Source organism: Nostoc sp. C057, from assembly GCF_013393925.1.
In the GTDB taxonomy this organism is placed as follows: Bacteria; Cyanobacteriota; Cyanobacteriia; order Cyanobacteriales; family Nostocaceae; genus Nostoc; species Nostoc muscorum_A.
Genome location: NZ_CP040281.1, coordinates 7420715 through 7435872, shown reverse-complemented (window position 1 = coordinate 7435872; position 15158 = coordinate 7420715). Strand labels below are relative to the sequence as shown.

General features: G+C 41.7%; 8 protein-coding genes. 6 read left to right on the top strand and 2 right to left on the bottom strand.

The genetic code is table 11. From position 1 onward, the window contains the following. The first annotated feature begins 15 nt into the window (after nucleotides 1–15). The 5 genes from FD724_RS31350 (at nucleotide 16) to FD724_RS31330 (ending at nucleotide 13345) form a co-directional block, all read left to right on the top strand. Entirely contained in the window at nucleotides 16–3297 is a 3282-nt protein-coding gene (locus FD724_RS31350) for a non-ribosomal peptide synthetase (RefSeq protein ID WP_179075323.1), read from the top strand. Continuing rightward, nucleotides 3294–7592, top strand: coding sequence for a non-ribosomal peptide synthetase (locus FD724_RS31345; protein ID WP_179075322.1), 4299 nt, complete (start codon nucleotides 3294–3296; stop codon nucleotides 7590–7592). Before FD724_RS31350 ends, FD724_RS31345 begins: the two co-directional genes overlap by 4 nt. Before the next feature lie 82 nt (nucleotides 7593–7674). Next, the gene (locus FD724_RS31340; protein WP_179075321.1) at nucleotides 7675–7857 is read left to right on the top strand and encodes a DUF4114 domain-containing protein; all 183 of its coding nucleotides are present in this window, start codon (nucleotides 7675–7677) and stop codon (nucleotides 7855–7857) included. An 803-nt stretch (nucleotides 7858–8660) separates the two neighbouring features. Beyond that, on the top strand, nucleotides 8661–11669 hold the full coding sequence (locus tag FD724_RS31335; protein WP_179075320.1) for a peptidase domain-containing ABC transporter: 3009 nt from the start codon (nucleotides 8661–8663) through the stop codon (nucleotides 11667–11669). 92 nt (nucleotides 11670–11761) lie between these two features. Then, nucleotides 11762–13345 carry an HlyD family efflux transporter periplasmic adaptor subunit gene (locus tag FD724_RS31330; protein WP_179075319.1) on the top strand — a complete coding sequence of 528 codons (1584 nt, stop codon included), beginning with the start codon at nucleotides 11762–11764 and terminating at the stop codon, nucleotides 13343–13345. 156 nt (nucleotides 13346–13501) lie between these two features. Here FD724_RS31330 and purQ read toward each other — a convergent pair whose 3' ends face one another. Together purQ and purS are read right to left on the bottom strand one after the other, a co-directional pair. Then, a complete protein-coding gene (gene purQ / locus FD724_RS31325) occupies nucleotides 13502–14176 on the bottom strand; it encodes a phosphoribosylformylglycinamidine synthase subunit PurQ (protein WP_179075318.1) in 675 nt (224 codons plus the stop codon). A 150-nt stretch (nucleotides 14177–14326) separates the two neighbouring features. Continuing rightward, a complete protein-coding gene (gene purS, locus FD724_RS31320; RefSeq protein ID WP_012412776.1) occupies nucleotides 14327–14605 on the bottom strand; it encodes a phosphoribosylformylglycinamidine synthase subunit PurS in 279 nt (92 codons plus the stop codon). 144 nt (nucleotides 14606–14749) lie between these two features. Between purS and FD724_RS31315 the strand changes: the two genes are divergently transcribed. Then, entirely contained in the window at nucleotides 14750–15154 is a 405-nt protein-coding gene (locus tag FD724_RS31315; protein WP_114080348.1) for a Fur family transcriptional regulator, read from the top strand. The last annotated feature ends 4 nt before the right edge of the window (nucleotides 15155–15158 follow it).

The window sequence follows — 15158 nt, the reverse complement described above, 5'->3', positions numbered from 1 at the left end:
AAATAATAGAATTTTATGAGCTTATTACCTGTAGATTACCAATCCAGTTTAACTGCGGTTGATTTTGATCCATTTGCAGATGGAGAATTACTTCTAACCGCCCCTGCCACAGAATCACAAAAAGAAATCTGGGCTTCTGTACAAATGGGGGATGCTGCCAATTGTGCTTATAACGAGTCCCAATCTCTGCGACTAAAAGGCGAACTTGATGTCAAAGTTTTCCAGTCTGCGGTGGAAAAGTTAGTACAACGTCATGAAGCACTACGGACAACTTTTAGCACCGATGGCAATACACTCTGCATTGTTGCTTCTCGGCAAATTGAAATCCCTGTTATTGATATTTCTAGCCTGGAACCACAAGAACAACAGGAAAAATTAGCTAGTATCTTGCGGCAAGAGGTAGAGCAACCTTTTGATTTGGAACATGGGCCGCTATTTCGGGCAAAAATTGTCAAATTGCAGCCGCAGGAGCATCTAGCTACTTTGACAGCACATCATATTATTTGTGATGGTTGGTCTTGGGCAGTGCTGATGCCAGATTTGGGTAAACTTTATTCTGGCTTGCAACAGGGTATTGTTCCTGAATTAGAAGAACCAGACAATTTAAGTGAATATGCGATTTTGCAGGAAGAAGAGGCGGATAGTCCAGAAGCGATCGCCACAGGAAAATATTGGTTGGAACAATTTGCTGACTCTGTACCTGTTGTAGATTTCCCCAGCGATCGCCCCCGTCCACCACTCAGAACCTTTAACGCCGCCCGTGAAGATTGGCATTTAAGCCCCGAACTAGTTGCCAACCTCAAACAACTAGGGACAAAACTCGGTTGTAGCTTTATGACTACTATCCTGGGAGGATTTGAGGTTTGGCTGCACCGTCTGACGGGACAAAACGACTTGGTTGTTGGTATTCCAGCCGCCGGACAAGCTGCATTGGGGCAATATAATCTCGTAGGACACTGTGTAAACTTATTACCATTGCGTAGCCAGATTGATGGCGAAAAATCTTTCAGCGACTATTTGCGATCGCGGCGATCGGCTGTATTAGATGCTTACGATCATCAACAATTTACCTTTGGTAGTCTGGTCAAAAAATTAGTTTTGGCACGGGATTCTAGCCGTATTCCCTTAGTTCCAATTACATTTAATATCGATCAGGGTTTAGACAGTGATAAACTCCCCTTCACTGGGTTAGAAGTAGAATTTTTCTCTAACCCCCGTTCCTTCGAGAATTTTGAACTGTTCATCAATGCTACAGAATTACATGGTCAGATGACCCTGGAATGTCAGTACAACACTAATTTATTTGACGCTGACACTATTCGCCACCGCATGGCAGAGTTTGAAACTTTGTTATTGGGTATAGTTGCTAACCCCAATCAAAGTATTGCTAAATTGCCAATTTTACCAGCAGTAGAACAACAGTTATTAGCAACATGGAACCAGACACAAACAGACTATCCCCAACATAAATGCATTCATCAGTTATTTGAGGAGCAGGTAGAACGCACCCCTGATGCTGTGGCGTTGGTATTTCAAGAACAGCAACTTACTTATCGAGAGTTAAATATTCGCGCCAACCAATTAGCCCAATACCTGCAAACATTAGGAGTAGGTGCAGATGTTCTTGTGGGAATCTGCGTCGATCGCTCCTTAGAAATGGTAGTAGGTCTTTTAGGGATTCTGAAAGCAGGTGGAGCTTACATCCCCCTAGATCCTGGGTATCCGCAAGAACGTTTGGCTTTCATGCTTTCAGACACCCAGATCAAATTACTGTTGACCCAAAAACAGCTAATTGACAAACTACCTGCTCACGCAGCAAGTGTAATTTGTCTAGATACTGACTGGGATACTATCAACCAACCAACGCCAGAGAATTTAATTAGTAATGTCAAGGCTGACAACTTGGCTTATGTAATGTACACATCTGGTTCTACAGGTCAGCCCAAAGGTGTTAGTGTTATCCATCAAGGCGTAGTTAGATTAGTCAAAGAAACTAACTATGTAAGCCTCACTAACAAAGAAGTATTTCTACAAATTAGTCCTATCTCTTTTGATGCTTCAACTTTTGAAATTTGGGGTTGTTTGCTTAATGGTGGAAAACTAATAATATTCCCTCCCCATACGCCATCTTTAGACGAATTAGGGCAATTTATTCAGCAATACCAGGTGACAACCTTATGGCTAACGGCGGGTTTATTCCATCTGATAGTCGATGAAAAAATTGATGCTTTAAAACCCTTACGTCAACTGTTAGCAGGTGGTGATGTTTTATCCGTTACCCATGTCCAGAAATTTCTCAACACAGTAGAAAACTGTAAACTAATTAATGGTTACGGGCCGACAGAAAGTACAACTTTTACCTGCTGTTATGAAATTACAGCACCACTAAAGCCAGGGGCTTCTATTCCTATTGGTCGCCCCATTGCTAATACCCAAGTTTATATATTAGACTCCCATTTGCAACCCGTCCCAATTGGAATCACAGGTGAGTTGTATATTGGTGGCGATGGTTTAGCACGAGAATATTTCAATCGCCCGGATCTGACGGCTGAAAGATTTATTGCCAATCCCTTTAGCTCAGATACTCAATCACGGTTATATAAAAGTGGAGACTTAGCTCGCTATTTGCCAGATGGAAAGATTGAATACCTGGGCCGGATTGATAATCAGGTAAAAGTAAGCGGTTTCCGCATAGAATTGGGTGAAATTGAAATCGCACTTTTGCAATATCCGGCAATAAAAGAAGCAGTAGTAATTGTTAGAGAAGATGCTCCTGGTGAGAAAGTGTTGGTTGGTTATTTTGTAGCAGAAATTGGCCAAGATAGCCCGCAAATAATCTCCGAGTTACGTCGATTCTTAAAACAGCAGCTTCCTGAGTATATGGTGCCCAAAATTTTTATGGCACTGGAAGCCTTGCCGCTAAATGCTAACGGCAAAGTTGATCGTAGGGCACTACCAAAGCCTGATTCTTTCCGTCCAGAACTGGAAGCAAATTATGTAGCGCCTCGCACTCCAATTGAGCAGCAGATTGCAGATATCTGGACACAGGTTTTAAATGTCAGGCAGGTTGGGATTTACGACAACTTTTTTGAATTGGGTGGATATTCTCTACTAGGAATTCAAGTGGTTTCTCGACTGCGCCAAGCTTTGCAGGTAGAAATCCTCATGTCCAATTTATTTGAATTACCAACGGTAGCAGATTTGGCTGAACGAGTGGAAACTCTGCGTTGGGCAACCCAAGGCATTCAGGCTGCTGATAGTGAAACCGCTGATGATTATGAGGAAGGTGAGCTATGAAAACATTAGATGAACTACTCTCTGAACTACGTCAGCGCGATGTCAAACTTTGGTTAGAGGGCGAACGCTTACGCTATCGGGCGGCAAAAGATAGTCTCACACCGGAATTGCTCACCGAGTTAAAAACTCAAAAAGCCGGAATCATCAACTTTCTCCGACAAATTACTACAGCCGCGAGTTCACAGATTCCCCCAATTGTCGCTTGTGAACGGAATGGCAACTTGCCGCTTTCCTTTGGTCAGCAACGGATATGGTTCCTGCATCAATTTGAACCTAATAGTTCCTCCAATAATATGCCCGTTGTGGTGCGTTTTACGGGGAATCTCAATGTTGCTTTCTTAGAGGAAAGTTTGAGAGAAGTCGTCCGCCGCCATGAAGTTCTGCGGACAACTTTTCCAGCCGTAAATGGCAAGCCTACTCAAGTTATTGCCACCGATGTTTCCTTGACGCTGCCAATAATTGACTTGCGGCAAATACCAGATGAACAACGGGAGGCTGAAGCTCTCCTACTGGCAACTAAAGAAGCTCATCAACCCTTTGATCTCGCCAATGGGCCGATTTTGCGGTTGCTGCTGCTGCGATTGAGCGATCGCGAGCATCTGCTAATCTGGAATATGCACTGCATAGTTTGTGATGGAGCTTCTTCCGATATATTTTATCAAGACTTCACTACCATCTATAAAGCATTGTCCGCAGGACAGGCTTCTCCCTTAACTCCTTTACCAGTGCAGTATGCCGATTTTACCAATTGGCAATATCAGTGGCTCCAAGGAGAGGTTTTAGAGTCACAGGTAAACTACTGGAAGCAAAAGCTAGAAGGCAATTTACCGATCATTGAGTTACCTTACGATCATCCGCGTCCTCATGGTGTGCAGACATATCGAGGCGATCGCGCTGCCCTGCTGCTATCAAAGACGCTGAACCATGCCCTGACAGACCTGAGTCAAAAATGGGGTGTTACCCTGTTCATGACTCTACTGACAGTGTTTGAGCTATTGCTCTACCGTTATTCTGGGCAAGAAGACCTACTGATTAGCTTTGCAAGTGCAAGTCGGGGACAAGTAGAAACCGAGCGGCTGATTGGATTTTTCTCTAATACTCTTGTAATGCGGGGTAACTTAGCAGGAAATCCAACTTTTCGACAATTGTTAGACCGCGTGCGTAAGGATTGCTTAGAGGCTTATACCCATCAAGACTTACCATTTGAGAGACTAATTGAAGAACTTAGACCAGAACAACAAAGTCGGAACAGTTCGCCTTTATTTCAAGTAAAGTTCTCCCTCAATCCTCCTTGGTCAAATGGTCGTGGGATGGGAGGATTGCAACTACCTGATTTGACTATTACTTCTCTATTTGGTTACATATATCATGGTAAAACCAAATACGATCTGACATTAGTCTTGCGGGAACAGGATAATGGTCTGGGCATGGTATTTGATTACAATGCCGAGATGTTTGATCCCAGTACCATAGAGCGAATGTTGGGACACTTCAAAACTTTACTCGAAGGTATTGTTGCTAATCCCAATCAGCCGATATCTGAATTACCTCTGTTGACAGCACCTGAGCATCAATTATTGGTTGACTGGAATGGCAAACAGGCTGATTATCCTCAGAATACTTGTATCCATCAGTGGTTTGAGGCTCAAGCTAAACGAACTCCAGATAATATTGCAGTAAGTTTTGAAAATCAGCAAGTAACCTATCAGGAACTCAACCAGCGTGCAAATCAATTAGCCGAGTATTTGCAAACTCTAGGGGTAAAATCGGGGGTACTTGTCGGTCTTTATGTAGAACCTTCGCTAGAGATGATTGTGGGGCTGTTGGGTATTTTGAAAGCTGGGGGAACTTACGTATCTATAGCTCCGACATCTGGGCAAGATAGTCTGTCTTTGATTTTAAAAGATGCCCAAATATCCGTAGTGTTAACCCAAAGCTCATTGGTTGAGAAGTTCTCTGAGCATCAGGTACAAGTTATCTGTTTGGATAATAATTGGGAAGGTATCGCACTACACACAACAGAAAATCAAGATTACTATACCACAAATCAGACTCTCGCCTGTGTAATGTATGTGTCCGGCGGCAATGGAAAACCCAATGGTATAGCCATTACCCACCGTAATCTTGTCACCCACAGCCTAGCAATCAGTGACACTTGGGAATTGACCCAGAGCGATCGCCTCTTACTCTTACCTAGTATCACTTGCAATTCTTTTATAGAATCATTGTTCCCCACTTGGATTGCTGGTGCTACTGCAATTATCCAGTCTCAAGAGTTACAATCGACAGCGCAGTTTTTCCCATTCATTGCTCAACAACAGATTACCGTTGTTAATCTACCTACGTATTTTTGGCATCAGTTAGTTAAAGAGCCGTCTCTATCTCCACAAACCTTGCCAGCCAGCTTGCGCTTAGTCATGGTTGGTGGTGAAAAAGTCTCACGCAATGCTTATTTAACTTGGGTAGAAAAAGTTGGCAAGCAAGTACGTTGGCTTAATGGCTATGGATCGCTAGAAACGACTTTAACCGCCACGGTTTACGATCCGGCAACTGCCAGTGAAGCCAGTAACACTCGGCCAGAAATTCCTATAGGAAAAGCGATCGCTAATACCCAAATCTACATTCTTGATCGGCGATTGCAACCCCTCCCTATTGGCGTTACTGGCGAAATCTACATCAGTGGTATCGGTGTTGCACAAGACTACTTTAACCGTTCCGAATTAACATCTGAGAAATTTATCCCCAATCCCTTTAGCAGCGAATCCGGGTCATACCTTTACAGAAGTGGCGACTTTGGACGCTACTTAAGTGACGGCAATATTGAGTTTATTGGCCGCCGAGATAATCAGGCTAAAATTCGCGGTTTTCGGATTGAGTTGGCAGAAATTGAGACAATTTTGGCTCAATATCCAGGCGTGCAGAACGCTGCGGTGATTGCCAGAGAAGATGTTTCTGGGGACAAACATTTAGTTGCTTATCTTGTTCCCAAACAAGACGAGACAATTGGGAGTGAGCAACTACTGAGTTTTCTCCAGCAAAAGCTACCGGAGCATTTGTTGCCTACCTTTGTCATAGTTGATTCTCTGCCGTTGAATGCTAATGGTCAAGTTGATCGTCAAGCTTTACTTGCTCTCAATCCAACTAATACTGTAAGAGAAAAAATATTTGCTACAGCAGAAAATCCATTACAACTTCAATTAACAGAAATCTGGGAAAATGTTTTAGGAATTCATCCGATTGGAATAACAGATAACTTTTTTGATTTGGGTGGACACTCACTGCTGGCAGTACGTCTATTTTCTCAGATTGAAAAGATAGTGGGCAAAAATCTAGCTCTATCTATCCTTTTGCAAGCCCCAACTATTGAGCAGTTAGCTAATATTGTTGAGCGAGAAATATGCTCAAAACCTGGGATTGCGGCGGTGCTAACAGCTGATGTCAAATCTGAAACATCAATTCCTTGGTCATCTTTAGTAGCTATTCAGCCCAACGGTTCTAAGCCTCCTTTCTTCTGTGTACATGGTTTGGGTGGAGAAGTTCTACGTTTCCGTGAATTGGCTGTGCATTTAGGATCAGATCAACCATTTTATGGACTACAACCACAAGGGTTAGATGGAAAACAGCTTCCTTACACCCGAATTGAAGACATGGCAGCGCACTACATTCAACAAATCCAGACTATTCAGCCATGTGAGCCTTATTTAATCGGTGGATACTCTTCTGGGGGTTTAATTGCTTACGAGATGGCTCGGCAATTGACCATACAAGGTAAGGAAGTAGCTTTACTAGTTCTATTTGATACTTATGGCTCAAAAAATACTGAATCTCTATCATTGCAAAAGCCAGCCTCTCGTGATTGGAAGAGTCTTTTAGCAATTGCATCTAACTATCTTATTGAGCAGGTAAAAGGAAATACAGAACGGTTTAAGTATCAAATCAAAGAGATACTCTGGCGCTTTGTCTTTCACTTTCACTTGATTCTCGGTCGCCCCTTACCTTACTCCAACCGGAAATTTATGGTGGAACATGCCACTATACAAGCGCTAAGAAAATATGTTCTACAAGTTTACTCAGGTAAAGCAACCGTATTCCGAACAGAAGATGGTCTTGTAGTTGGACAACGAGAGGCTGATTCCAAAATGGGTTGGGGTAAATTGGCATTAGGGGGAGTGGATATTTATGATATTTCTGGGATTCATAATTCCATTTTTAAAGAACCCCATGTACGATCTGTGTCTGAAAAAATGAAGTCTTGCATAGATCAAATTATTTCAGAAACCATAGGAAAGAAGTAACTCAGCGAGGTACAAAACTTAAGTCTCTAAGCCAGATATAAAAGCTATTTTGACCAGCTCAAAGTTTTTTCTGAATTGTGTAGTGATAGCTTTCCAACCTCATCTCACTTGCGGGATGGGGTTGTTTTATTTGCGGGTAATAACTTACACTGGCCTTCGCCTGTTGGGGAATAACACCTTTGGTTTTGAGGATCTACTAAATGGTGGTGATAAAGATTACAACGGCATGATTGTACAGTTAAATTTGAGTGACATTACTGTCTAATATTAAGCACGAGTGATTACTTAGATAAATCAAACAACTTCATCCCAGTTGCGAAATGAGGTTTTTTTATGCACAGCTATTAACGAGACTCAATATGGATTAAACTAGTGAATTTACTGAAGGCAATTATTGTCTTTCCTTCATAAATTTAATAGTTGATTCCTCTAGGGTCATAATAAATCTTCACCTTTGATTTTGTAGTTAATTTTTATTAAATTAAGCTACCAAAAAAGTAAGAGATAATTCTTCTTTCATAAATTCGGGTATGGCACTGTTTAACAAGGAAGGTTCCTATCCTTCGCCATTAGTGATTTGAATATGTAAAAAATAATTCATAAATTTAAAGTTTTTTTTATTACATGATTTTTAACTAGGGTATTTACTTAGAAAGGCATCTGTGATATTTTCATGTTGATTATCATAAATTAAAATATGCGACACTAAATTTAACAACCACCTTTATGTGTCTTGGTTTGATGAGTAGAGTATCCATCTTGCATATTTGCGGTGCTTAAGTATTGATTTTAAGTTTGTATAAATTATGTGTTGTTAACCAAGTGATAACTTGTCCTCGATCTATTTACATTATGCTTTGGTTTGAGAAACGCATAACAATCGTAACCGTGTGATATAAATATAGGTCTGAAATTAGACGAAACTATCCTCTGTACTATTACATATTTAGGCACCTGAATTGTACAGAAGTCTTGCCACTACTAGCATAAAACCAAACACTACCACTGTTAGTAAAAGAGATACTCCCTAATATTTTCGACTTAATTCCTCACTTTTAGTTGTTTTATATGACTTATATTAAGAACACTTTTCCCGAATTTCTTACTACCATAGAAGGGTTTGAACAGTTACCCGATGGAGCGATCGCTAATCTATCAGAACAACTGCAAGCCTGGCGCTATCGCATAGGTCAAAAAATCATTGGTAAAGAAAGTCTCCCGGAACGCATCACCATTATTTATGAGGGACAAGTGCGCCTCTTGGGATACGATCCCCAGACGCAAATGCCAATTACCCTAAAATTGCTGCAACCTGGAGAAATTATCGGCGAAATTAGTTTGTTGCGTGATGTTGCCTGCGAGACTGCGATCGCCTCTACCGAAGTAGTATGTTTAACCTTGAGTGCATCGGCATATTTTAGTTTTCTCGCTTCCTACCCAGCTTTTGCCGAAGCTCGCAAGAATCGCAGTTATTTGATAGAAGTTTTTGATATTCTCGGCTCCTATTGGCAAAAGCAAGCGATCGCAACTTTAAATCTCAGAGAACTTACAGAAAAAGCCTTACCACAGGCAAAAATCCATTACTTACCTCCAGGAAAAACTGCATTTAACCAACTGGATAGCGCAAAGGTCTGGTTTGTAAGTGGCGGCGGTACAATCACGAATTTATCACCTGGCGATCGCCTAGAAGCAGACGACGATCGAGACAAGATTCAGGTCATAGGTCAAAACCCTTCCAGGTTGGTTGGTATCCATCCCTCAGATTTAATATTAGAAGACAGTCATCAGATAGTACTGGCGGTAAATAACACCCAAGTAGATAGCCAAGATGACGATGAATTAGATATCCCTTACGCATCAGACGAAATCGTTCCCCAGACAGTCCCCGATACCTCAAAGAGTTCGTCAAAACAAAAATACCCGTTTTTTAGTGGTAAGGGAGAATTAAATACAGCCTTCGCCTGCTTCCAAATGATCGCGAAGCACCTAGAAATACCGTTTCGTCGAGAAGTGGTTCGCCGCATCTTAACTGAGCAAGTCAAACGTCAGGGTCTTATATCGTTTCAAGTTACTGCTTACCTGGCAGAATTAATCGGACTTAAGGCGCAGTTAATAGAAATACCAGTCTCCTCAGTAACCCGTATTCCTACACCGGCATTGATTCGCTATGGTGATAATTTTGCAGTTTTATATGCGGCAGATGCAAATACCGTGGTTGTTGGTGTCCCATCCAAAGGAATTGTGCGCTGTAAACCTGCTCAATTGGTTGAACAATTAGATGTTGATCCAACCAACTTTCCGCCCCAAGCTAAAGTCTTACTGCTCAGTGCTACCAACCAAACGCCCCAAGAACGTTTTAGTTTAAGGTGGTTTTTGCCATATTTGTCAAAGCACCGTCGAGTGTTGATCGAGGTTTTTATCGCCTCCTTTTTCGTGCAGTTGGCAGCTTTGGCAAATCCTCTGGTAGTTCAGTTAATTATCGACAAAGTTATCACTCAAAATAGTATTGGTACATTACATATTTTGGGGATTTTACTATTAGTAGTCGGATTATTTGAAGCAGTACTGACTACCTTACGAACTTACTTATTTGTCGATACCACTAACCGGATCGATATGGGTTTAGGGTCGCAAATTATTGACCACTTATTACGTTTACCACTGCGTTATTTTGAACGCCGACCGGTGGGTGAACTTTCCACTCGCATCAACGAATTAGAAAATATTCGCCAATTTTTAACTGGTACTGCCTTAACAGTGGGATTAGATGCTCTGTTCTCGGTGGTGTATATCGGTGTAATGCTAATTTACAGTTGGCAACTCACCTTGGTAGGCTTAAGCACAATTCCTGTGTTTATCGTGATTACCTTAATTGCTTCTCCCACCATTAGTAGACAGTTACGTGCTAAAGCCGAACGCAACGCCGAAACTCAATCTTATTTAGTGGAGGTGATGTCAGGAATTCAAACCGTAAAAGCGCAAAATATCGAATTGCGATCGCGCTTTTCTTGGCAAGAGCGTTACGCTCGGTTTGTCGCTGCTGGTTTTAAAACAGTTGTAACTTCTACTCTTGCTAACTCCACCAGTAACTTTCTCAACAAACTCAGCAGTTTACTGGTTTTGTGGGTAGGAGCTTATTTAGTACTGCAACAAGAATTAACTTTAGGCGAACTAATTGCCTTTAGAATTATATCGGGTTACGTCACCAGCCCAATATTGCGTTTAGCTCAACTCTGGCAAAGCTTCCAAGAAACAGCCTTATCTCTAGAACGTTTAAGCGATATTGTCGATACGCCACAAGAAGGAGAAACAGACCGCTACAACATCCCCTTACCGACGATTAAGGGAGCAGTAAAATATGAAAATGTTTCCTTTCGATTTGGGACGAGTGGCCCTCTGCAACTTTCCAACGTCAACCTCGAATTTGCGCCAGGAAAATTTATCGGCATCGTCGGACAAAGTGGATCGGGTAAAAGTACGATGATGAAATTGCTGCTGAGACTTTACGAAACTGAGTCCGGCAGAATTTTAATTGATGGTTATGATATTGCCAAAGTCGAACTTTATTCACTGCGACGACAAATTGGCGTAGTTCCCCAAGAAACATTGTTGTTCGACGGTAGCGTTCAGGAAAATATTGCTCTGACGAATCCCGATGCGACAACCGAAGAAATTATCGAAGCGGCTCAGGTTGCGTGCGCTCACGAGTTTATTATGAACTTGCCCAACGGTTACAACACGCGCGTGGGAGAACGGGGTTCCGCGCTTTCAGGTGGACAACGACAAAGAATTGCGATCGCTCGTTCTGTTTTACAACGACCAAAATTATTAGTTTTAGATGAAGCAACTAGCGCCCTAGACTATCCCACAGAACGGCAAATATGTCTCAATTTAGCTAAAGCATTTAAGGGTGATACAGTATTTTTTATTACCCATCGATTAAATACGGTCAGTAATGCAGACATGATTGTTGTGATGGATAATAGTAGGGTTATAGAACAAGGTAGCCATCAAGAATTAATGGCTACTAAAGGTCATTATTATTATCTGTATCAGCAGCAAGATGTGAACTTGTAGTTAGTTATTCTTGGCGGCATAGCATTACATAATTTGAACAGTGTCCACCCAAAAACAAATCCAAAATCTAAAATTCAAAACCCAAAATCGTTATGACTCAACTTAATGGGAATCACCACAACGGCAATCAGAAAAACGGTAATCAGAAAAATGGAGTCAAGCAAGATTCACCGGTACTTACAAAACAACAAAAAGCTGCTCAAGAGTCTTTAATTAACTCCAGTAGTGAGGAATTTGAGCAAGCAATTGTCTTGCGTCAATCTCCAGTTTGGTCGCGGGCAATTATGGTTACTCTCATGGGGTTAGCCTGCTTTGGAATTGCTTGGGCTTATTTTGCGAAAATTGAGCAAGTAGTCCCAGCAACAGGGCAATTAAAGCCGCAAGGAACAGTCAAAGAAGTTCAGGCTCCTGTTAGTGGAGTTGTGAAAACAGTTAATGTTAAAGATGGACAAGAGGTAAAGCCAGGAGATTTGTTGCTGACTTTTGATTCCATAGCCAGTGTTGCCGAATTAAATTCTTTGAATAAAATCCGTATTGCATTAATTAAAGAAAATCAAATTTATCGTCGATTAATGGGGGCAACTACTGCCGGGGGATCTGAACTCTTATATTTGCGCGGTAATTTGCCACAAGAAACTGCTTTTCTGCTGAAAAGTCGGGTAGCGTTAGTAGAAGAAAATGACTTATTGCGAACTCAATTAAGAAATTCTGGTCGAGATTCTACTTTAGGAATTGATGAGCAACAACGTCTACGAGTTGCCAAAAAAGAATTAGATTCTCGTTCTGCTGCGGCGCAGTTGGAAGTAGAGAAAATCAAAAAACAACTAGCTCAAAATAAATTTAAGCTGGAAGATAGTAAAGCGAGTTTAGCCATTCAACAGGGTATTTTAGATAAACTGAAAATATTATCAGAAGAAGGTGGCATTTCTCAACTTCAGTATCTCAACCAGCAACAAGAAGTACAAAACCGCACGGCGGAAGTAGCACAACTAGGTGAGGAAGAAAAACGCCTCCAGTTTGATATAGAAAAGGGTCAACAAGAATTAAGCAATACGGTGGCTGTTTCTGATAAAAATGTTTTGGATAAGATAGCTGATAACAAACAGCGTATTGCCGCAATTGATAGCCAATTCATGAAAGTTATCCTAGATAATGAACAGCGTTTGGCAGATGTAAATAGTAAAATTTCTCAAACACAGTTAAACGTTAAGTATCAAGAACTTCGTGCGCCTGTAGCTGGAACAGTTTTTGATTTACAAGCAAAAAACCCTGGGTTTGTAGCGAACCCGACGACAAAAATGCTGCAAATTGTCCCAAAGGAAAACTATATAGCTGAAGTTTTCATCACTAACAAAGATATCGGTTTTGTGCGAAAAGGGATGAAGGTAGATGTTAGGATTGATTCTTTTCCTTACAGCGAATTTGGCGATATCAAAGGGGAAGTGCTGGGGATAGGATCAGACGCATTACCGCCAGACCAAACACATCAGTTTTATAGATTTCCGGCAAAAATTTCATTGGATAAACAATCTTTAGTAATTAAGGGTAAAAACGTCACATTGCAATCAGGTATGTCAATCAGTGCCAATATAAAAGTACGCGAAGAACGGACTGTGCTTAGTTTATTTACTGAGTTGTTTACCAAGCAAATTGATAGTCTTAAAGAGGTACGTTGAAATAATTCGTAATTCGTAATGACGCTCACGGACTCGCTAACGTAATTCATAATGACGCTCTCTACGCGGACATGATGTGATGGAGCGATCGCCCTCTGAAGATTATTCTAGAGATAGCGATCGCCAAATATCTAATCTAGTCGCCCCATATTTGCTCTACGCTAATGCGGCTACCTTCTCTAACAAGCCCTGAAAGAGCCTTAAGCCATCACTATTGCCCAGCATTGCGTCAGATGCCCTTTCTGGGTGCGGCATCATCCCCAACACATTGCCCTGACGATTGCAAATCCCAGCAATGTTGTTCAGTGAACCGTTGGGATTCTCGCCTTCATAACGAAACACGACTTGCCCATTATCTTCAATTTCTGCCAGAGTGGCTTCATCCGCGTAGAATCGTCCCTCTCCGTGGGCAATGGGCAAAGTGATAACTTCACTATTGGTATAGGCTTGCGTCCATAAGAGATTGGTACGCTCAACTTTCAAAGGGACGCGATCGCAAATAAAATGCAAATCTCGATTTCTGGTTAACATCCCTGGCAAAAGTCGAGCTTCAGTTAATACCTGAAAACCATTACAAATACCAATGACAAATTTACCCTTTTGAGCGTGTTCAACAACCTGTTGCATCACGGGTGAAAAACGTGCGATTGCACCGCAGCGCAGATAATCTCCGTAACTAAAGCCACCAGGGATGATGACGACATCCAAATCAGCAATGTCTGTTTCTTGATGCCAAACCATGCGAGTTGGTTGTAAAAGCAAATCTCTGGTTACATAAGCAACATCGCGATCGCAATTAGAACCTGGAAAAACAACAACACCAAATTTCATGATTAGGGAATGGGGAATGGGGAATGGGGAGTGAGGGGAGGCAGGGGGCAGGGGAGACAAGGGGACAAGGGGACAAGAGGTGAGAACTTGAAACAAGTTTTTCCCCTTGTCCCCAATTCTCCTTGTCCCCTTGTCCTCTTGCCCAATGCCCTAAAAGACTCCCGTTTGAGTTTCGACCTCAATTAACTCAAAGCGGTAATTTTCAATTACGGGATTTGCTAGCATTTGATCACAAATGCGATCGAGGTCTTGACGAGCTTTCTTTTCCTCAGTCGAGGTGATGGTGAGTTCAATGTACTTGCCAATCCGCACCTGGTCAACGTTATCGTATCCCAGTTGCTGAAGACCGGATTGTACAGCCACACCAGCAGGGTCTAAGACTGAAGGACGAAGCGTCACAAAAATTTTGGCTAGATACTTGGTTTGCACGGCTTTTGCTGAATGCTGCGATCGCTATACTATAACTTTCTGTTCCAACTGAGTGAAAATAAGATTACGAAGCCGTTAAAGTTAATTGATCAATTAGCCCATCTAACAGCTTCAACTACAAGTGGCATATTTAAATAATTGTCTATGAGAGCTATACGCACCCGCAGTCAAGAGCGTATTTTCAACCTGCTGAAAACCATCAAAAAAGGCATTTCTGCCCAGGATATTTACGTAGAATTACGTAATACAAATCAGAGTATGGGTTTAGCAACAGTTTACCGTTCTTTAGAAGCCTTAAAACTCGAAGGCATAGTACAAGTACGGAATTTGGCTAATGGTGAAGCCCTCTATAGCCTAGCCCAGCAAGACAAACATCACCTTACCTGCTTGCAATGCGGTGTCTCAATTCCGATTCATCAATGCCCCGTGCATGATTTAGAAGAGCAGTTAGAATCTAGCCATAAGTTTAAAGTTTTTTACCACACCCTAGAGTTTTTTGGATTATGCAGCCAATGTCAAGTAAATCAAGCTACTGGGACTGGTCAATAATCAT